The organism is Saccharopolyspora sp. NPDC045839, from assembly GCF_056431645.1.
Genome location: NZ_JBWKKH010000016.1, coordinates 179789 through 198720 on the forward strand (window position 1 = coordinate 179789; position 18932 = coordinate 198720).

An 18932-nucleotide genomic window follows, 5' to 3' on the forward strand; every position below is an offset into this window, starting at 1 on the left:
ATCCGCCGGAGCGGCCAGGCTCGAAGGCGTGGACAGGCACGAAGTGGTCATCGCGGTCTACGACGGGGTCCAGCTGCTGGACGCCGCCGGGCCGCTGGAGGTCTTCGACGGGGCGTCGCGGCTCCTCCACGGCCGCTACCGGGTGCGCCTGGCATCGCTGGGCGGCCGGGACGTGGTGACGTCGTCACGGGTCCGCCTCGGCGTCGAAGCCGCGCTCGAGGAGATCACCGAGCTCGGCACTCTCGTCGTCGCGGGCGGCGAGGGCACCCGAGCGGCGATGTCCGATGCGGAGCTGATCGGCCAGATCCGCCGGCTGGCCGGGCTCGCCGAGCGCATCACCTCGGTGTGCTCCGGGGCGTTCCTGCTGGCCGAGGCGGGCCTGCTGGACGGGCGCCGGGCGACCACGCACTGGGCGATGTGCCACGAGCTCGCGGCGTCCTACCCGGCCGTGACGGTCGAGCCGGACTCGATCTACGTCCGCGACGCACCGCTGGTGACGGCGGCCGGGGTGACCGCGGGAGTCGATCTCGCGCTCGCGCTGGTCGAGGACGACCACGGCGCCGAACCGGCCCGCGCGCTGGCCAAGTGGCTCGTGGTGTTCCTCCAGCGGCCGGGCGGCCAGTCGCAGTTCAGCGTGTGGAACTCGGCGCCGCCGGTGGGCGACCGCGCGCTCCGCGAACTGCTCGGCGACATCTCGGCGTGCCCGGCCGGCGACTACAGCGTCCCGGCGATGGCCGCGCGGCTGGCGGTGAGCCCGCGCCACTTCACCCGCCTGTTCACCAGGGAGGTCGGCACCAGCCCCGGCCGGTACGTCGAGCGGGCGCGCGTCGAAGCGGCCCGCGCGCTGCTGGAGGCCGGCCGGGGCGGTGTCGCGCGGCGCTGCGGCTTCGGCAGCGCCGAGACCATGCGGCGGGCCTTCCTCCGCCAGCTCGGCGTGCCGCCGAGCGCCTACCGAGATCGCTTCCGCACCGCGGGCTAGAAGGAGTCCACCGTGGACATCGCATTCGTGCTCTACGACAAGTTCACCGCTCTCGACCTGGTCGGGCCCTACGAGACCCTGGCGGGCAATCCGGCCGTCACCCCGCACTTCGTGGCGGCGGGCCGCGGCACCGTGCGCTGCGACTCCGGGCTACCGGTCCAGCCGACGAAGACCTTCGCCGAGCTCGACCGGCCCGACGTCGTGGTCGTCCCCGGCAGCTCCGCCTGGCGCACGGCGCTGGACGACGAGGAGCTGGTCTCCTGGCTCGCCGCGGTGCACCCCAACACGACGTGGACGACGTCGGTGTGCACCGGATCCCTGCTGCTGGCGAAGGCCGGGATCCTGACCGGCAAGCGCGCGACGACGCACTGGACGGTGCGCGACGTGCTGGGCGAGCTGGGCGCCGAGGTCGTCACCGACCGGGTCGTGTTCGACGGGAAGGTGGTGACCGGTGCCGGCGTCTCCGCGGGCATCGACATGGGGCTGCGGCTGGCCGCCGAGCTGTGGGGCGAGGACACCGCGAAGATCACCCAGCTGCTCCTGGAGTACGACCCGCAGCCGCCGTTCGACACCGGCTCGCCGGAGAAGGCCGACCCGGCGCTGCTGGCCGCCGCGCTGAAGGGGTAAGCCCAGCGCAACGCGGTTACGCTCGACGCCGTGGCACAGGATGAGCACCGCGTTTACGTCCTCCGGCACGGCACGACCGAATGGTCGCGGACCGGCCGGCACACCAGTCGTTCCGACATCCCGCTCACGGTCGAGGGCGAGCTGCGGGCGCGGCAGGCCGGGCAGACGCTCTCCGCGTTGCGCCCGGCCGGGCCGGTCGTCGTGCTGGCGAGCCCGCGGCAGCGCGCCCAGCGCACGGCGACGCTGGCCGGCCTGGCCGACGTGGTGACCGAGCCGTTGCTCGCGGAATGGGACTACGGCGACTACGAGGGCCTGACCACGCCGCAGATCCGCGAGACGGCGCCGGAGTGGACGGTGTGGACGCACCCGTGCCCGGGCGGCGAGACCGCGGCGGACGTCACGGTGCGCGCCGACAAGCTGCTGGCCCGCATCGCCGACACCGGCTCCGACGTGGTCCTGGTGGGGCACGGCCACTTCAGCCGCTGCCTGATCGCCCGCTGGCTGGGCCTGCCGACCACGTCGGGCGTGCACTTCGCGCTGGACCCGGCGGGCATCACGGTGCTGGGCCACGAGCGGGGCGTGCCGCAGGTGGAGCGGTCCAACATCCCACCCTGGCAGCAGGGCTGACCGGCAAATCCGCCGCACCGGCGGTCACCGGCCCCGAATATCCTGGGGCCGAGTGACTCACGTGGAGGTAGCGATGATCCGCCGGGCGACCCCAACCGACGTGCCCGCCATGGTCGGGCTGGTGCACGAACTCGCGCTGTACGAGAAGGCGCCGGAGCTGTGCCACCTGACCGAGCAACAGCTGCGGGACGCGCTGTTCGGGCCGGCTCCCGCACTGTTCGGCCACGTGGCCGAAGTGGACGGTGCCGTCGTCGGGCTTGCGTTGTGGTTCCTGAACTTCTCCACCTGGGAAGGCGTGCACGGCATCTACCTGGAGGACCTCTTCGTCCGCCCCGAGCAGCGCGGCTCCGGCCTCGGCAAGGCGCTGCTGCAGGCCCTGGCGCAGGAGTGCGTCGAGCGCGGCTACGCGCGCCTGGAGTGGTCGGTGCTGGACTGGAACGAGCCCTCGATCAACTTCTACAAGGCGGCCGGGGCGATCCCGATGGACGAGTGGACCGTGTACCGGCTCACCGGCGACGCGCTGCGCACGTTCAGCGCCTGACGCGAGCCTTCACGCGTCGCGATCGGCGTCGGGGGCGGCGCCTGCGTAGAACGACCAGGCCCGCCCCTCCCGGTTGAACAGGAACCACAGCACTGCGATCGCCGGCACCGCGAGCACCAGCGCGATCAGCGGCTGCCCGGACGGCCCGAACGCGTACCAGGCGGTGCCCAGCAGCAGCAGCTGCATCAGCAGCGCGGGCGTGCGAGCCCAGTGCTTGCCCCGCCACAGGCCGATGCCCGCGGCCAGCACGCCGGAGGACAGCAGCGCGTAGTACCCGGCCTCGCCGAGCATCTGAGCCGGCTCGAACTGCCCCACGCCCCCGACGTCGGGCGAGGTGCTGCGGACCAGCAGGGCCACGACGAAGCTCAACCCGACCGCCGCCTGCAGGGTGGTCAGGACACCCGCGATGCGGATGGTGCGCGGGACGACTTCGGTCGGCACGTTCGATTCGCCTTTCCCGGAAACCACTTCGGTGACTCTGCGTACGCACCAACGATGGTAATACCGCCCGAACGCCGCATGGCTGCGACCACCGTCACGCGCAATGATCGGCTCATGGCTCCAGCGGCGGTCGGGGATATCGGGGTGTCCTCGCCTTCCGCCGTGCGCTCGGCAGGTCCCGGCGGAAGACGATCGGATGCGCTCCGGGGTTGCGCATCCGGGTCCCCCTGGATCTCGGTGGCGGTCGATGGCGTGGCGCACCCGCTCCTGGTGTCTCAGCCCGCCGGACCCACCGCAGGCCGGCGCAGGCGCCGACCCCTGCACGCCTCGCTGCGGAAGGGGGCGGTCCGGGAGACCTGACCCGCGCGGCGGACGCCGAACACCGGAGGGTGCGTCGGCGCACAACGGCCTCGCCTAGGCTGCGGTTGTGCGCGCCGTACTCGTCGTCAACCCGCAGGCGACGTCCACCACTGCGGCCGGCCGGGATGTCATCGCCCACGCGCTGGCCAGCGAGCTGAAGCTGGACGTCGTCGAAACGCAGTACTGGGGCCACGCCTCCGACACCGCGCGAGCGGCCGTCGAGGACGGCGTCGACCTGGTGATCGCGCTCGGCGGCGACGGCACGGTGAACGAGGTGGTCAACGGCATGTTCTCGGCCGCCGAACGCGGCGACCGGGCAATGCCGACGCTGGGCGTGGTGCCCGGCGGCTCGGCGAACGTGTTCGCCCGCGCGCTCGGCCTGCCCAGGGACCCGGTCGAGGCCACCCACCGGTTGCTGCGTGCGGTGGCCGAGGGCAGCGGCCGGCTGGTCGGACTCGGCAAGGCCGACGACCGCTGGTTCACCTTCAACGCCGGCATCGGCTGGGACGCCGAGGTCGTCGCCGAGGTCGAGCGGTTGCGCTCCCGCGGCCAGAACGTGACGCCCACCCTGTACGCGCGCACCGCGTTGAGCTGCTACTTCCGCATGGCGCGCCGGGCCCCGAAGATCAGCTTGCAAATCGGTCACGAAGATCCGATCGATCAGTTGCACAGCGTGTTCGTCTCGAACACCGATCCGTGGACGTATCTCGGGTCACGTCCGGTGCACATGAGCCCCGACACCACCTTCGACACGGGCCTCGGCGTTTTCGCACTGCACAACATGAGCGCTTACCCAGTGTTACAACATGTAGCGCAGATGCTACGCGGTAGAGGGAAACCACACCCGAGGAACTCAATTCAGCGTGCGGACGCGGGGTATCTCCGCGTAACCTGTACGGAGCCGTTGCGCCTGCAGGTCGACGGCGATTGCCTGGGCGAGCGTTCGGCGATCGAGTTCTTCTCCGTCCCGGACGCTCTCCGCGTCGCTGTATAACCTTCTCGTAACGGATGAACGTAGTTGTCGACTCGCGGCCCCCGTCTGCGACCGACGACACACCGAAACCCCTGGTCAAGCCCTGTCGATCTTTCAGGTGAGTTCCCTCACCACGCGAGATCGAACTCTTGACATCGCGGCAGTTCGTGAAAGCATTCACAAGCACACGGACTCCGTGAAAGCATTCACAAACACCCCGAACAAAACGAGCGGCGCGCATGAGGCGCGCCTAGCGAGGAGCAAGGAACGATGGACTGGCGCCACGATGCGGTTTGCCGTGACGAGGACCCGGAGCTGTTCTTCCCCGTTGGGAACAGCGGTCCTGCTGTGCTGCAGATCGCCGAGGCGAAGGCCGTTTGCCGCCGTTGTCCGGTCGCCTCCGAGTGCCTGGCTTGGGCACTGGAGAGCGGGCAGGACGCCGGCGTATGGGGCGGTATGAGCGAGGACGAGCGTCGCGCGCTCAAGCGTCGCAACACTCGCACCCGGGCTCGCACCAACGCCTGAGTCGCGAACTCGCTGAAAACGTGCCGGTGCGGTCGCACCCCCGGCGGCCGACCGCACGTTTTCGCCCCGGTCGAACGAACGGCCATCGCACCCGACAGAAGCACAACCCCGACGAGACCCGGCCGATCCGCGTCGATGTCGGTCCCGGAAACCCCCATCGAGCTCTCCACCGGATGAGCTGACGGTCACCGGGAAACCGACCCGATCGGCCACGACCCGCCACCCGACCGGCGAGTCACCGGATATCGACGCACCAGCGCGGCGCCCGACCAACGGGTCGACGTCAGCGCCGGTACTTCAGAGGCACCCGCAACACCGCCTCGGTACCGCGTTGCCGACCGCGACCGCGCAAGCTCAACGACCCTCGGAGCTCCGATTCCACGAGGGTTCGCACGATCTGCAGGCCGAGACGTTCGGCGCGTTCGAGGGAGAAACCCTTCGGCAAGCCGCGACCGTCATCCGAGATGACGACGTCCAGCCAACGCGCCGAACGCTCCGCCTGCACAACGACTTCGCCGCCCTGCCCTTCCGGGAAGGCGTGCTCGAAAGCGTTCTGGACCAACTCGGTCAGCACCATCACCAGCGGCGTGGCCAGCTCGGCCGACACCACCCCGAACCGTCCCTCGCGGCGCACCTTGACACCGGTCTCCGCCACGGCGACATCGCTCATCATCGGGATCACGCGGTCGACCACGTCGTCGAGATCGACCCGCTCGTCCACCGACATCGACAGCGTCTCGTGCACCAGCGCGATCGACGTCACCCGCCGCACCGACTCGTCCAGCGCGAGCCGCGCCTCGGTGTTCCCGGTGCGGCGCGACTGCAGTCGCAACAGCGCGGCGACCGTCTGCAGGTTGTTCTTGACGCGGTGGTGGATCTCGCGGATCGTCGCGTCCTTCGACATCAACGCGCGGTCGCGGCGCTTGACCTCGGTCACGTCGCGCACCAGGACCAGCGCGCCGGCCTGCTGGCCGCGGGGCCGCAGCGGCAACGCCCGGAACAACACCGTCGCGCCCCGGGCCTCGGCCTCGATGCGCATGCTGGGCTGACCGCCCATCGCCCGGCGGACGCGCTGCGCCACCTCGTCGGCGTCGAACGGATCGTTGAGCAGCGACCGGGTCAGCTGCGCGAGCTGCGCCCCGACCAGATCCGCCGCGTGGCCCATGCGGTGGTAGGCCGACAGCGCGTTCGGGCTGGCGAAGACGACCGTGCCCGAACTGTCCAGCCGGATGAGCCCGTCACCGACCCGCGGGCTGGTGTGCACGTCGGGCGCCGGCTCCGGCGTCGGGAAGGTGCCGTCCGCGACCATCTGGCACAGGTCGGCGGCGCTGCCCAGGTAGGAGATCTCCAGCGGCGACGGCACCCGCGGCACGGCCAGGTTGGTGTCCCGGCTGAGCACCGCGACGATCTCGTCCCCCAGCTTCACCGGGATGGTCTCGCGGCGCACCGGCACGCCCAGGTGCCAGCGCGGGTCCTCCTCGCGGCAGATCCGGCCCTCCAGCGCGGCGCGCCGCAGCTGCGGGTGCTCGTCCTGGGTGACCTCGGTGCCGACGACGTCTTCCGGGTGGGCCGTGGGCGCCGTCGTCGGCCGCGCCTGCGCCACGCACAGGAACCGGCTCTCCGGCGCGTCCTGCGGCCCGATCGGAACCCAGAGCAGGAAATCGGCGAACGACAGGTCGGACAGCAGCTGCCACTCGGCGACCACGAGCTGCAGGTGGTCCGCGGCGGTGCCGGACAACCCGGTGTGCTCGGCGAGCAGATCACTCAGCGTGGACAAGATCCGCCTCTCTGGGTCGGCGCGGTCGCGTCACTCCACGACCGCGATGAGATCGCCTTCCTGGACCACGTCGCCCGGCTTGACGGCAACCGTACTGACCGTCCCCGACACCTCGCTGAGCACCGGGATCTCCATCTTCATGGACTCCAGCAGCACCAGCGAGTCACCGTCGCTGACCGAGTCGCCTTCAGCCACCGACACCGTCATCACGTTGGCGACCATCTCGGCGCGGATCTCCTCGGCCATGCGCTCCTCCTCGTCGCGGACCCGGTAGGCCCCTGATTAGGAAACCATGACCGGAACCACCCGCCGGCGGCAGGTAGCGGACATGTCAAACTGGATGCTCGAAACCCCAGCGGAGACCGGGTGGTCGTGAAGACCTGCGCACGGTCGGACTGGTCGAAAGCGAACTTTAGGGAGTTGCCATGGGTAAGCGTGCCCGCAAGAAGAAGGACCGGCGCAAGAACAAGGCCAACCACGGCAAGCGCCCCAACGGCTCGTGAGCGCGACGGCACCAGCCGTCGAAAGCTCGAATGGCCCCGGACCACTCGGTCCGGGGCCATTCGTCGTCTTGCGGGTCATTCAGCCGAAGTTCGCTTCGCCCGCACTTCCACCGAGGTGCCTTCGGGGCCTCGCTCGACGGTCACTTCCGCCTTCTCCAGGACGGCCTCGCGGATGGAGGCCCGCAGCCGGGCCTTCAGCTCCACGGGTGCGTGCTCACCGCTGCACTTGCGGTGCAGCAGCGCCTTGATGTGCTCCTCGATGCCGAAGTGCTCGAGGCAACTCCCGCACCCGTCGAGGTGCTGCTGCACGGCGGCGCGCCGCTGCTGGTCGCACTCGTTGTCCAGGAAAAGCCACACTTCAGCGAGCACGTCCTCGCAGGAGGCTTCGTCCGGCCCACCGCAGTTCATTTGGTGCTCACCTCCCGCTGGTTCTGCCGCAAGAAGCCGCGATCACGGGCGACGTCGGTGAGCATCTCACGCAGCTGCCGGCGACCACGGTGCAACCTCGACATCACGGTGCCGATCGGGGTGCCCATGATCTCGGCGATCTCCTTGTAGGCGAAGCCTTCCACGTCCGCGAGGTAGACGACCATGCGGAACTCTTCGGCCAGCTGCTGGAGAGCTGCCTTCACATCGGTGTCCGGCAGCCGGTCGAGCGCCTCGACCTCGGCCGAGCGCAGGCCGCTGGAGGTGTGGTTCTCCGCCTGCGCGAGCTGCCAGTCGGCGATCTCGTCGGTCGGCTGCTGCTGGGGCTGCCGCTGCCGCTTGCGGTAACCGTTGATGTAGGTGTTCGTGAGAATCCTGTACAGCCAGGCCTTGAGGTTCGTGCCCTGCGCGAACGACTTGAACGCGGAGAAGGCCTTGAGGTAGGTCTCCTGGACCAGGTCCTCGGCGTCCTGCGCGTTGCGGGTCATCCGCAGCGCCGCGCCGTAGAGCTGGTCCAGCAGCGGCATCGCGTCCCGCTCGAAGCGGGCCGCGCGCTGCTCGTCGGTCTCCTCACCGCGGTCGACCACGGCGGAGTCGACCGGTGCATCGGTGTCGGCAGTGCTGAGCCGCCCGACGTCGCCGGGCCGCCCGGTTGTGTCCGGGTGCTCTGGGGTGCTTGGCACCGGGCTCCTTTCCCGCCGCCTGGACGAGGTGACTGCAGGCGACGAACCCATGCGATCCTCCGCATGGTCCGCATTCGAGGATACCCGTGCTCGCCTGCCATTTCCCGGTGGTGATAGCGGCGCACGCTCGGGGCGGTCCAGCACGCAGGTGTTCGTCGAGTCCATCGTCACGCCCCGTCCAACGCAATGGGCGCCGGGAGATATTCCGGCCTTCTAAAGTGACGCTCATGGCAGGCAAGGGCACCCCGGCTACGGCGCTGTTGAGCAAGCGGCGCATCCCGCACCAGGTTCACGCGTACGAACACGATCCCCGCGCCGAGTCGTTCGGCCTGGAAGCCGCCGAGGCGCTCGGCCAGCCACCGGAGCGGATCTTCAAGACGCTGGTCGCGGATGTCGACGGGAAGCTCGCCGTGGGCGTGGTGCCGGTCACCGGCCAGCTCGATCTCAAAGCGCTCGCCGCCGCCGTCGGCGGGAAGAAGGCGAAGATGGCCGAGATCGCCGACGCCGAACGCGCCACCGGCTACGTCGCGGGCGGGATTTCCCCGCTCGGCCAGAAGAAACGGCTCCCGGTCGTGATCGACGCGTCGGCGACCGGGTTCGACACGATCTACTGCAGCGCCGGGCGGCGCGGCCTGGAGATCGAGCTGGCGGCCGACGATCTGGTCCGGCTGCTCGACGCCCGCGTCGCCGACATCGCCGGCTGACCGCCCCGGGGGAGCGGACGGACCGCTCCCCCGGGCGTTGGTGCGGCTGCCGCGCAACAGCCGCACCGGGGCCCGGACAGGCCGGGGCATTCCTCCTGCCCGGGAGCATCGACGAGATCGCAGCCGAATTCGCTTTTCGCAGAGCGATTCACACCCCGACCGCGATTCCGGGCGGCCGGGAGAAACAAATCCCCGCAGTACCGCACCGATGTTGCGGCATCCGGGCAGAACCGGCAACGCGGCGCTTTCGAGCGGACGAATCGGCCGCCGGAATCGTGCCCCCGGTCACAACTATTCCGAGTGCTAGTCGATGAGGCGGAGAATCCGGCCGAGCCACTCCTGCGCGGCGCGGAACACGGCGTCCACGTCGGCCTTCAGCGAGTGGTCGCCGGGCACCAGCACCACCTCGCGGTTGTGCGACGGTTCCGGCTGGCCGAACGCGTCCCGCTCGCCCTGCACCACCAGCACCGGGGCCTCCACCCCGTCGAGCTCGCCCAGCCGCGACTTCTCCGGCTTGCCGGGCGGGTGCACCGGGAACGCCAGGCACAGCACCGCCGACGCGGCGCCCGCCTCCGCGGTGCGGCAGGCGACGCGCGCCCCCGAGGACCTGCCGCCGAAGATCAGCGGGAGGTCGGCGAACCAGCGCTCGCCGAGGTCCTCCACCACGGCGAGCCAGGCCGCGTCCAGCTGTTTGGCCGGGGCGGGCGCCCGGCGGCCGGCCACCCGGTAGGGCTGCTCGACCAGCGCCACGTGCACGCCGGCTTCCGTCGCGGCCCGCGTGACCGCAACCAGGTCGGGCGCGGCGATCCCACCGCCCGCGCCGTGCCCGAGCAGCAGCGCGGCGCGCCCCTCCTCCGCGCAGTGCAGCTCGGCCCTGGCCGGGCCGTGCGGCGTCTCGACCTCGACCTTGGTCATGACTCGAACAGCGCGGCTTGTTCGGCGGGCGCGGGCGCCGGTTCGACTCGTTCCAGCAGGTCAGGATGGTTGTTGCGCATGCTGTTCACCTCGGTGGAGACGGGGTGGATCGCCAGGTCGGCGAGCACCTCCGGTTCGGGTTCCAGCAGGTCCGCGATCTCGGTGCGCTGCGGATCGAGCCAGTCCGCCCAGCGGTGCCTCGGCAGCACCAGCGGCATGCGGTGGTGGATACCGGCGAGCTCGCCGACGGCATCGGTGGTGACGACCGCGCAGGTCACCAGCGGCTGGTCGGTCGAGTCCGGCGCCCACCACGCGGAGAACACCGCGGCCATCGCCAGGCTTTCGCCGTCCCCGCGAGTGCACAGGTAGGGCTGTCGCCGCTGGTCACCGGGCTGCCACTCGTACCAGCCGGTGGCGGGCATCAGGCAGCGGCGGCGCCGCGCCGAGTCCGCGAAGGCGGGTTTGGTGGTGATGGACTCGGCGCGCGCGTTGATCATGGGCGGGCCACTGCCGATCTCCTTCGCCCAGGTCGGCACCAGGCCCCAGCGCACCGGACGGACGCTGCGCTCGGCACCGCGCTGCACGACGATCGGCACCGTCTTGGTCGGCGTCACGTTGAAGTCCGCCCCGACGACCCCGGCCGTGCGATCCGTCGCCGCGAATTCCTCGGCCAGCGCCGCCGGGTCGTGCCGGACGGCGTACCGACCACACATCAGAACTCACCCCGCGCCCGAACCGCTCACTTCGCTTCCGGATCCAAACCTACCGCCTGCGGTTGCGCATCGAGCGACACGCGTTCCAGGAGTTCGGCACCGTTGTTGCGGACGTTGTTGACCGCGGTCGACACCGGGCGGATCTCCAGGCCGTCGACGAGCTCCCGCGACGGCGCGCCGAGCAGGTCGGCGACGTCCGGCTGGTCCGGGTCGAGCCACTCGTCCCACGCCGTCGCCGGCAGCAGCAACGGCATCCGGTCGTGCACCTCGGACAGCTGCCCGAGCGCGCTGGTGGTGAGCACCGAGCAGGTCACCAGCGGCGGCGCGTCCTCGGCCTGCGGATCGCGCCAGGTGGCGTAGATCCCGGCCATCGCCAGGCTGGAGCCGTCCGGGGAGGTCATGAAGAACGGCTGCTTGCGGCCGCCCTCGCGCTTCCACTCGTACCAGCCGTCGGCGGGCAGCAGGCACCGGTAGCGCTTGATCGACGTGCGGAAGGCCGGCTTCGTCGTCACCGTCTCCGACTTCGCGTTGATCATCCGGCTGCCGATGGACTTGTCCTTCGCCCACATCGGCACCAGGCCCCACCGCATCACCCGGATGGTGCGCTCGGTTCGATCGAGCTCGCGTTCACCGGCATCGTCTCGGGGATGCCGCTGCACCACGGTGAACACGTTCTTGGTCGGCGCGACGTTGAAATCCGCTCCCGGCGCGGCGCCGCCGGTGGCGTCCAGCGCCGCGAACTCCGCCGCGAGCTTGCCCGGATCCTTCGTGGAGGCGTACCTGCCGCACATGCCTGGTCGGACCTCCATCGCCTCGTGGTCGAGCGGTCGTCCTCATCCTGTCAGGCCGCATCGCCGCAGGCGAGCGGCACGGCCGGATTGCCCCCGCCGCTGAAATCGGGGAGCCGGGTGGGGGATCATTGCCCTATGACCCAGCTCTGGCCTGCTCCGGTCGCCCGCGGCGCCGTGCACGCGACCGTCCCGGTGCCCGGTTCGAAGTCCATCACCAACCGCGCGCTGGTGCTCGCCGCGCTCGCCGACGGCCCGTCGACGCTGCGCGCCCCGCTGCGCAGCCGGGACACCGAGCTCATGGCCGGGGCGCTGCGCGCCCTCGGGGTCGAGATCCAGGACGGGCCGGACGGCTCGTGGCAGGTCGCGCCGGGCGACCTGCGGGGACCGGCCGAGGTCGACTGCGGCCTGGCCGGCACGGTCATGCGGTTCGTGCCGCCGGTGGCGGCCCTCGCCGCCGGCCGGGTCACCTTCGACGGCGACCCGCAGGCCCGCCAGCGGCCGCTGGGCACGGTCCTCGACGCGCTGCGCGAGCTGGGCGCCGACATCAGCGGCAGCGCGCTGCCGTTCGACGTGCACGGCACGGGGAAGCTCACCGGCGGCACGGTCACCATCGACGCTTCCGCGTCGTCGCAGTTCGTCTCCGGGCTGCTGCTTTCCGCGCCGCGGTTCGAGCAGGGCGTCACGGTGCTGCACGAGGGTGAGCCGGTGCCCTCGCTGCCGCACATCGAGATGACCGTGGCGATGCTGCGCGCTGCCGGCGTCGACGTCGACGTCGACGACCGGGAACCGAACACCTGGCGGGTGGCGCCGGGCGAGATCCGCGCGCTGGACGTCGAGATCGAACCCGACCTGTCCAACGCCACCCCGTTCCTCGCCGCCGCGGCGGTGACCGGCGGCACCGTGACCGTGCCCGGTTGGCCGGCGCAGACCACGCAGGCCGGCGACGCCATCCGCGACATCCTGAGCCGGATGGGCGCGCAGGTGGAGCGCACCGAGGCCGGGCTGACCGTCACCGGACCCGCCGAGCTCACCCCGGTCGACATCGACCTGCACGACGTCGGCGAGCTCACCCCGACCGTCGCGGCGCTGGCCGCCTTCGCGACCGGCCGCTCGCGGCTGCGCGGCATCGCGCACCTGCGCGGCCACGAGACCGACCGGCTCGCCGCGCTGCAGAACGAGCTCACCAAGCTCGGCGGCGCGGTCGAGCAGACCGAGGACGGGCTGCTGGTCGAGCCGCGGCCGCTGACCGGCGGGAGCTGGCATTCCTACGCCGACCACCGGATGGCCACGGCCGGGGCGATCCTCGGGCTGAAGGTGCCCGGCGTGGTCGTCGAGGACATCGCGACGACCGCCAAGACGATCCCAGACTTCCCCGGGATGTGGGCGGCGATGCTCGGGGAATCGGCGTGAGCGCGGGGGCGGCCTGATGCGCAAGCGCGGTTGGCGGGATCTGGACGAGTCCGATGTGCGGGTGCGCCCCGGGCGCCGGGGCAGCCGTCCGCGCAGCAAGCAGCGCCCCAAGCACGAGGGCGCGGCGGTCGCGATGGTGGTCGCGGTCGACCGCGGCCGGTGGACGTGCGCGCTGGACGGGAACCCGGACCGGCTGGTCACCGCCATGCGGGCGCGTGAGTTGGGCCGCACGCCGGTGGTGGTCGGCGACCGCGTCGGCCTGGTCGGTGACATCTCCGGCAAGCCCGACACGCTGGCCCGGATCGTGCGGGTCGACGACCGCACCAGCGTGTTGCGCCGCACCGCCGACGACACCGACCCGTACGAGCGGGTCGTGGTCGCCAACGCCGAACAGCTGATCATCGTGGCCGCGCTGGCCGATCCGCCGCCGCGGCCCGGCTTCATCGACCGCTGCCTGGTCGCCGCCTACGCGGGCGGGCTGACGCCGGTGCTGTGCCTGACCAAGGCCGACCTCGCCGATCCCGGCGAGTGGATCGCCACGTACTCCTCCCTGGACATGCCGATCACGATCACCCGCCAGGACTGCGAACCCGAGGAACTCCGCGCGCTGCTCGCGGACCGGGTGTCCGCGCTGGTCGGCCACTCCGGCGTCGGCAAGTCCACATTGGTCAACCGGTTGGTGCCGGCGGCCGACCGGGCGACCGGCGAGGTCAGCGGCGTCGGCAAGGGCCGGCACACCTCGACCTCGGCGGTCGCGCTGCCGCTGCCCGGCCGGGGCTGGGTGGTGGACACCCCGGGCATCCGCTCGTTCGGCCTGGCGCACGTCACCCCCGACGACGTGATCGCCGCGTTCGAAGGCTTCGCCGAGGCGGCGGAGGAATGCCCGCCGAACTGCGGCCACCTCGGTGGTTCCGACGATCCGGACTGCCACCTGGACACCTATGCCGCCGACGGCGGCAGCGTCGAGCAGCTCGCCTCGCTGCGCCGCCTGCTGCGCTCCCGGGCCGGGCTCGACGAGGTCTGATCCCCCGAACGAGGTTCGATCGTCCCCTGTGGTGTGACGACTTCGTTGTTAGCGTGGATCTCGGCGTCCGATGCGGGTTTTTCCTTGACCGCGCGGACGATTCGGCCACCGCACGCTGACACGGCCCGAGGAGCTCGCCCGATGCCACGAGCCAGCACCAGGACCGCGGTGTTGTCCGCCGGTCTCGCCCTGATCGCCGCGCTAGGCGCCTGCGGCGCCGAACCACCGCCGCGGCCCGGGCCGCTGATGGCCGCCCGCCCCGACCCCCGCCCGCGAGCGGATGCCATGTTGTCGCAGGTCATCGACAAGATCAGCGAACGCGGCAGCGTGCACAGCAGCGTGCGCGGAAGCCTCGGCGTGGTGGGCGAACTGACCGCCGAAGGCGCCGTCCGCTACCGGGGCCCGCGAGCCGATCTCGCCTTCGAAGGCCAGACCAGAACGCCCGGGAACCGGTCCCCGCAGCGCCTCTCACTGTCCATCATGGATGGTGTCGGCTACCTGCGGACCCCGCTGGTGCGGCCCGAGCCGGACAAGCCCTGGCTGAAGATCACACCCGGTGGCGCCGACTTCGGCGACAAGCTCCTCGGCCCGGCGCTGGACCAGCTGCACGATGCGGTCGACCCGCGCGCCGCCTTCACCGGCGTCGAGCCCGCCACCCGCATCCAGACCAGCTCGCCCGACACCGTCGACGGCAAGCCCGCCACCCGCTACGAGCTGCGGATCATCACCTCGCAGGCCGCCGACGTGGCCGACGATCCGCAGCAGCGCGACCGGTTCCGGCAGGCCGCCGAGGCCGGCGAGCCGGAGCTCGGCTACCAGCTGTGGCTCGACGATTCCGGCCTGCCCGCGCGGTTCGCCGCCGACCAGGAGGTCGCCCAGGCCGGCGAGGTGTCGCTGACCTCGACCTACCGCGACTGGGGCGCCCCCACCGAAATCCCGGTCCCGCCCGCCGGGCAGATCGGCGTTTTCGACACCCTGCCGCCGCAGGCGCAGCAGCCGCCGCGGTGACCGCACTTCCCGCAAAACGCCCGGAAGAGGCATGAAGAACTGTTACTTTTCAGGCATTGCACTCTTCATGCAGAGAGGAAATCCCGTGCGCCGCACCACAGTCGCCCTGTCCGCAGCAGCGTTGGCGATCACCCTGGGCGCCTGCAGCCAGGGCGGCACGCCAGCCAACCCGGGCAACGCCGGTCAGGAGCAGACCGAGAGCTCCAGCTCGCCGTTCAAGGACATCTCGTCGCTGATCAGCTCGGCGAAGTCCAGCATGGACGCGAAGAAGACCGTGACGGTGTCCTTCGAGGGCACCGGCGCCGTTCAGGCCCTCGGCTCCACGAAGTGCCAGCTCGACATCGCGCAGACCGAGATGGCCTGCACCGGGGCGACCGAGATGGTGTTCACCAAGGACGGGATGTACATCAAGAGCCCGGAACTGGCCCAGCTCTCCGGTGACCCGAGCAAGCCGTGGCTGAAGATGGCCGCCAACGACTCGATGGCGCAGCAGCTCGGCCAGCTGGGCAAGATCAACGACTTCGAGTCCATGCTCCCGTCCGGGTCCAAGATCACCTCCAGCGCCAAGGAGCAGGTCGACGGCCAGGAGGCGACCCGCTACGAGATCGTGACCGACCTCAAGGAAGCCGTCGCCGGCGCCAAGCCCGAGGAGAAGCCGGCGTTCCAGGCGCTGGTCGACGCCGGGGTCACCGAGCTCAAGCAGACCGTGTGGGTGGACGCCGAGGGCCTGCCGCTGAAGGCCGACTCGACCACCCCTGCCCTCACCGTGGCCGGCCAGCAGATCCCCGAGTCGACCATGACGGTGCGCTACAGCGACTGGGGCAAGCCGGTCCAGATCACCGTGCCGCCGGCCGACCAGGTTCAGGAAAAGCGCTGAAACCGCGGTGCGGCCCGAGGCGACTCGCCCGGGCCGCACCACCCGGTCGCTACATCAGCTCCAGCAGGAACGGCGCCTCTTGCGGGGCGTACCAGGCGAGTTCGTGGTCCTCCGCCTCGCCCAGGATGAAGTCCGCGTCCGGATCGCCGAGGTCGGCGGCGTCGATGACCTCCGCCGCGGCGCGCACCGCGTCCTCCGCTTCCGTGGCGTCCACGTGCACCGCCGCGATCTTCTTCCACTGCACCGGCCCGGACACCTTCACCACAGCGTGGTCCAGGTCGGGTCGCAGCGTCACGTCGTCGACATCGGCGGAGATCACCACCCGGCGGAGCTCGACCTTCTCGCCCGCGCCCAGGTCACCACCGATCAACCGAAGCGACGCCCGAGCGGCCTCCCGCATCGCCGCGTACTCCAGCTCCTCCGTGTCACCACTGGCGTAGGACTCGCGCAGCGCCGGCGTCAATGCGAACGCCGTCCCACCCAACGGCTGCAACTGCTTCTCCTCCACCAGTCGCCGCAACATCGGCACCGTGGCGGGCAGGTAAACCCTCATGCGTCGACCGTCCCGATCATCTCGTCCACTGCTTCTCCGATCATCGCCGCCAACACGTCCACATCGGGCATCGCATCCCGATCCGCGTTCAAGCCGAAGTACACGCCGCCGTCGTAGGAGGTAACGCCTACCGACAGCGACTGGTTCTTGGCCAACGGCACCACCGGGAACATCTCCATCATCCTCGCTCCCGCCGCGTACAACGGCACCTGCGGTCCCGGAACGTTGGTCACCAACACGTTGAACAATCGGTCCGAGAACTGGTTCGCGACCCGTGCCCCCAACGCGTGCAGGGTCGGCGGCGCGAACCCGGACACCTTGACCAGCGCACCGGCCGCCACCGACTGCCCGGACTCCGCGTGCGCGCGCATGGCATGGCTGACCTGGTGCAGCCGGACGATCGGATTCCCCTCGCCCACCGGCAGATCCACCAGGTACGCCGACACCTTGCTGCCGACCGACCCGACCGGCAGGCTGCCGGTCTCCGGGTACGTCGCGCGGGCCTCGGCGTCGTCGGAACGCACCGACACCGGCACCATCGCGCGCAGCGTCGTCGACGGGGACACCACTTCGCCGCGGGACAACAACCAGTTCCGCAGCGCACCGGTCACCACCGCCAGCACCACATCGTTGACGGTGCTGCCGTGAGCTTGGCGGACGGCGCGGAAGTCGTCGAGCTTGGCTCGCGCGACGGCGAACCGGCGCTGGGTGGAGGTCGGCGCGTTCAACGGCCCGCTCGGTGCAGGGACCACCGCGGTGCGCAGCGCGGAGGCGACACCGCCGAGAGCCCGCGTGATCTTCTGGACCGTCGCGGTGGCGTCGACCACCGCCGCCCGAACGTTCTCCACCACCTCGCCGGGACGTTGCACGGCGTCGGTCATCGCCTCGACCACCAGCTCCGCGAGGCTCGGCTCCGGGCGCGGCATCCACAGCTCATCGGCGTCCGGAACCTGCCGGTCGCGCTCCACGTCCAGGATCACCTGGCCGATGTCGATCGCGCCGATGCCGTCGACCATCGCCTGGTGCGTCTTGGTGATCACCGCCACCCGGTTCTTGGACAGCCCCTCCACCAGGTAGATCTCCCACAGCGGCCGGGTGGGGTCGAGCTTGCGGGACATCAACCGCGCGGCCAGGTCGTGCAGCTGATCGTCGTTGCCCGGCTTGGGCAGCGCCGACCGCCGCACGTGGTAGGTGATGTCGAAGTCCTGGTCGTCCACCCACACCGGACGCACCAATCCGCCCGGAACCTGCATCACCCGCTGCCGGTATCTCGGCACCAAGCCCAGCCGGCGGTCGATCAGCGCCAACACCTTGTCGTAGTCGAACCCGGTGCGCGGGCGCCGGAACACCGCGACGCCACCGACGTGCATCGGCGTCGTGTAGTCCTCCAGGTAGAGGAACGAGGCGTCGACTGCGGAGAGACGATCGGACATGTCCGCGATCCTGGCACACGAGCCGCCGGATCCCGAGGGGTTCCAGTCGAGGAGGGCGCGGCGGAGCATGTGACACTTGGAAGCGTGACCAGCGAAGTTTCCCCTAAAGATCGATTCGTCACCGTTTACGGCCGCAAGCCGGTGCTGGAGGCGTTGACGGACTACGACCTGCGCGTGGACAAGGTGATCCTCGCCGAGGGGCTGCGCGGCTCGATCATCGACGAGATCCAGGAGGCCGCCGCCGACCGCGCGGTGCGAGTCCAGCGCGCGAGCGCGCACCGGGTGAAGGTGCTGGCCGGGAACGGCCGGCACGACCAGGGCGTGCTGGCCGACGTGGTGGCGCGGAAGATGCGGCCGCTCTCGGACGCGCTCGCCGACCCCGCGCACGCACCGCGAACCATCCTGCTGCTTGACGGTCTGACGACGCCGGCGAACGTGGGCATGATCCTGCGCACCGCGACCGCGGCCGGAATCGACGGGATCGTGGTGCCGCACCGCGGCGTCGCCAGCCTCGACCCGCTGGTCATCAAGGCTTCGGCCGGAGTGGCGTTCCACGCCCCGGTCCTGCGGACCCGGACCGCCGGCGAGGCCGCGGAGCTGTTGACCGAGGCCGGCTACCCGTTGTTCGCGCTCGAAGCCTCCGCGGAGGAGAGCATCTTCGACGCCGACTTCGGACCGCGCGCGGTGTTCGTGCTGGGCAGCGAAACCGCGGGGCTTTCAGAAGACGTGCAGGCGCGAGTCGCCCAGCCGTTGTCCATTCCGATGGCCGGTGGGGTGGAATCGCTCAACGTCGCCAGCGCCGCAGCGGTGCTGTGCTTCGAACTCCTCCGACGCAAGCTGGCTTCCTGAGCCTTGAACGGGTGGTGGTTCGGCCGCGACCGCGGCCGTCCGCCACCCGATGATGCTCCGTCGATGGCAAATAAAAAGGGTCCCTTCTCTTCCGTTCTACCGGAAGAGAAGGGACCCTTCTCAAATAATGTGTCGGCGGTGTCTTACTCTCCCACACCCTGTCGAGTGCAGTACCATCAGCGCTGGGGAGCTT

At 70.8% G+C, this 18932-nt stretch carries 23 protein-coding genes; 13 read left to right on the forward strand and 10 right to left on the reverse strand.

Annotated elements, in window-relative coordinates:
* Positions 1–28: 28 nt before the first annotated feature.
* From AC07EQ_RS23015 to AC07EQ_RS23030, 4 genes are all read left to right on the forward strand, one after another.
* Positions 29–979, forward strand: coding sequence for a GlxA family transcriptional regulator (locus AC07EQ_RS23015; RefSeq protein ID WP_478389965.1), 951 nt, complete (start codon positions 29–31; stop codon positions 977–979).
* 12 nt (positions 980–991) lie between these two features.
* Positions 992–1606: a DJ-1/PfpI family protein gene (locus AC07EQ_RS23020; RefSeq protein WP_478389966.1), complete on the forward strand. Its 615-nt coding sequence runs from the start codon at positions 992–994 to the stop codon at positions 1604–1606.
* A 30-nt stretch (positions 1607–1636) separates the two neighbouring features.
* Positions 1637–2233 carry an acid phosphatase gene (locus AC07EQ_RS23025; protein ID WP_478389967.1) on the forward strand — a complete coding sequence of 199 codons (597 nt, stop codon included), beginning with the start codon at positions 1637–1639 and terminating at the stop codon, positions 2231–2233.
* A 73-nt stretch (positions 2234–2306) separates the two neighbouring features.
* On the forward strand, positions 2307–2774 hold the full coding sequence (locus AC07EQ_RS23030) for an N-acetyltransferase family protein (protein WP_478389985.1): 468 nt from the start codon (positions 2307–2309) through the stop codon (positions 2772–2774).
* A 9-nt stretch (positions 2775–2783) separates the two neighbouring features.
* On the opposite strand, the gene AC07EQ_RS23035 is transcribed toward AC07EQ_RS23030, so the two are convergent.
* Positions 2784–3215 carry a hypothetical protein gene (locus tag AC07EQ_RS23035; RefSeq protein ID WP_478389968.1) on the reverse strand — a complete coding sequence of 144 codons (432 nt, stop codon included), beginning with the start codon at positions 3213–3215 and terminating at the stop codon, positions 2784–2786.
* Between the two features lie 427 nt (positions 3216–3642).
* Here AC07EQ_RS23035 and AC07EQ_RS23040 point away from each other — a divergent pair, with 427 nt between their 5' ends.
* Together AC07EQ_RS23040 and AC07EQ_RS23045 are read left to right on the forward strand one after the other, a co-directional pair.
* On the forward strand, positions 3643–4569 hold the full coding sequence (locus AC07EQ_RS23040) for a diacylglycerol/lipid kinase family protein (RefSeq protein WP_478389969.1): 927 nt from the start codon (positions 3643–3645) through the stop codon (positions 4567–4569).
* A gap of 249 nt (positions 4570–4818) precedes the next feature.
* The gene (locus tag AC07EQ_RS23045; protein WP_093277399.1) at positions 4819–5073 is read left to right on the forward strand and encodes a WhiB family transcriptional regulator; all 255 of its coding nucleotides are present in this window, start codon (positions 4819–4821) and stop codon (positions 5071–5073) included.
* Between the two features lie 283 nt (positions 5074–5356).
* Here the strand turns inward: AC07EQ_RS23045 and AC07EQ_RS23050 are convergent, their stop codons facing one another.
* Together AC07EQ_RS23050 and AC07EQ_RS23055 are read right to left on the reverse strand one after the other, a co-directional pair.
* A complete protein-coding gene (locus AC07EQ_RS23050; RefSeq protein ID WP_478389970.1) occupies positions 5357–6850 on the reverse strand; it encodes a histidine kinase N-terminal domain-containing protein in 1494 nt (497 codons plus the stop codon).
* Between the two features lie 30 nt (positions 6851–6880).
* Positions 6881–7096, reverse strand: coding sequence for a biotin/lipoyl-binding carrier protein (locus AC07EQ_RS23055; RefSeq protein ID WP_358582363.1), 216 nt, complete (start codon positions 7094–7096; stop codon positions 6881–6883).
* A gap of 179 nt (positions 7097–7275) precedes the next feature.
* On the opposite strand from AC07EQ_RS23055, the gene AC07EQ_RS23060 reads away from it, so the two are divergent.
* On the forward strand, positions 7276–7353 hold the full coding sequence (locus tag AC07EQ_RS23060) for a 50S ribosomal protein bL37 (protein WP_371812874.1): 78 nt from the start codon (positions 7276–7278) through the stop codon (positions 7351–7353).
* A 75-nt stretch (positions 7354–7428) separates the two neighbouring features.
* On the opposite strand, the gene rsrA is transcribed toward AC07EQ_RS23060, so the two are convergent.
* A complete protein-coding gene (rsrA, locus tag AC07EQ_RS23065) occupies positions 7429–7761 on the reverse strand; it encodes a mycothiol system anti-sigma-R factor (protein WP_132489802.1) in 333 nt (110 codons plus the stop codon).
* Entirely contained in the window at positions 7758–8462 is a 705-nt protein-coding gene (locus tag AC07EQ_RS23070; protein ID WP_478389971.1) for a sigma-70 family RNA polymerase sigma factor, read from the reverse strand. Before AC07EQ_RS23070 ends, rsrA begins: the two co-directional genes overlap by 4 nt.
* A gap of 227 nt (positions 8463–8689) precedes the next feature.
* Here AC07EQ_RS23070 and ybaK point away from each other — a divergent pair, with 227 nt between their 5' ends.
* The gene (gene ybaK, locus AC07EQ_RS23075) at positions 8690–9166 is read left to right on the forward strand and encodes a Cys-tRNA(Pro) deacylase (RefSeq protein ID WP_478389972.1); all 477 of its coding nucleotides are present in this window, start codon (positions 8690–8692) and stop codon (positions 9164–9166) included.
* Between the two features lie 303 nt (positions 9167–9469).
* On the opposite strand, the gene AC07EQ_RS23080 is transcribed toward ybaK, so the two are convergent.
* The 3 genes from AC07EQ_RS23080 to AC07EQ_RS23090 are packed head-to-tail and all read right to left on the reverse strand — an operon-like array spanning position 9470 to position 11585.
* A complete protein-coding gene (locus AC07EQ_RS23080) occupies positions 9470–10081 on the reverse strand; it encodes an alpha/beta hydrolase family protein (RefSeq protein ID WP_452616715.1) in 612 nt (203 codons plus the stop codon).
* Complete coding sequence (locus AC07EQ_RS23085; RefSeq protein WP_478389973.1) at positions 10078–10794, reverse strand: SOS response-associated peptidase; 717 nt, start codon at positions 10792–10794, stop codon at positions 10078–10080. Before AC07EQ_RS23085 ends, AC07EQ_RS23080 begins: the two co-directional genes overlap by 4 nt.
* A gap of 26 nt (positions 10795–10820) precedes the next feature.
* Positions 10821–11585 carry an SOS response-associated peptidase gene (locus AC07EQ_RS23090; RefSeq protein WP_478389986.1) on the reverse strand — a complete coding sequence of 255 codons (765 nt, stop codon included), beginning with the start codon at positions 11583–11585 and terminating at the stop codon, positions 10821–10823.
* A 135-nt stretch (positions 11586–11720) separates the two neighbouring features.
* On the opposite strand from AC07EQ_RS23090, the gene aroA reads away from it, so the two are divergent.
* The 4 genes from aroA to AC07EQ_RS23110 all read left to right on the forward strand — a co-directional run bounded on the left by aroA (position 11721) and on the right by AC07EQ_RS23110 (position 15904).
* On the forward strand, positions 11721–12995 hold the full coding sequence (gene aroA, locus AC07EQ_RS23095; RefSeq protein ID WP_478389974.1) for a 3-phosphoshikimate 1-carboxyvinyltransferase: 1275 nt from the start codon (positions 11721–11723) through the stop codon (positions 12993–12995).
* 16 nt (positions 12996–13011) lie between these two features.
* Positions 13012–14019, forward strand: coding sequence for a ribosome small subunit-dependent GTPase A (gene rsgA, locus AC07EQ_RS23100; protein ID WP_478389975.1), 1008 nt, complete (start codon positions 13012–13014; stop codon positions 14017–14019).
* A gap of 141 nt (positions 14020–14160) precedes the next feature.
* The gene (locus tag AC07EQ_RS23105) at positions 14161–15027 is read left to right on the forward strand and encodes an SCO4651 family lipoprotein (RefSeq protein ID WP_478389976.1); all 867 of its coding nucleotides are present in this window, start codon (positions 14161–14163) and stop codon (positions 15025–15027) included.
* An 85-nt stretch (positions 15028–15112) separates the two neighbouring features.
* Positions 15113–15904: an SCO4651 family lipoprotein gene (locus AC07EQ_RS23110; RefSeq protein ID WP_478389977.1), complete on the forward strand. Its 792-nt coding sequence runs from the start codon at positions 15113–15115 to the stop codon at positions 15902–15904.
* Between the two features lie 49 nt (positions 15905–15953).
* Here the strand turns inward: AC07EQ_RS23110 and AC07EQ_RS23115 are convergent, their stop codons facing one another.
* Positions 15954–16457, reverse strand: a complete 504-nt coding sequence (locus tag AC07EQ_RS23115) for a DUF6912 family protein (RefSeq protein WP_478389978.1) — start codon at positions 16455–16457, stop codon at positions 15954–15956.
* Positions 16454–17890 (reverse strand): WS/DGAT/MGAT family O-acyltransferase, encoded by a 1437-nt coding sequence (locus AC07EQ_RS23120; RefSeq protein WP_132489822.1) that lies wholly within the window; start codon positions 17888–17890, stop codon positions 16454–16456. Before AC07EQ_RS23120 ends, AC07EQ_RS23115 begins: the two co-directional genes overlap by 4 nt.
* 84 nt (positions 17891–17974) lie before the next feature.
* On the opposite strand from AC07EQ_RS23120, the gene AC07EQ_RS23125 reads away from it, so the two are divergent.
* Complete coding sequence (locus AC07EQ_RS23125) at positions 17975–18739, forward strand: TrmH family RNA methyltransferase (protein ID WP_452616723.1); 765 nt, start codon at positions 17975–17977, stop codon at positions 18737–18739.
* Positions 18740–18932 lie beyond the last annotated feature (193 nt).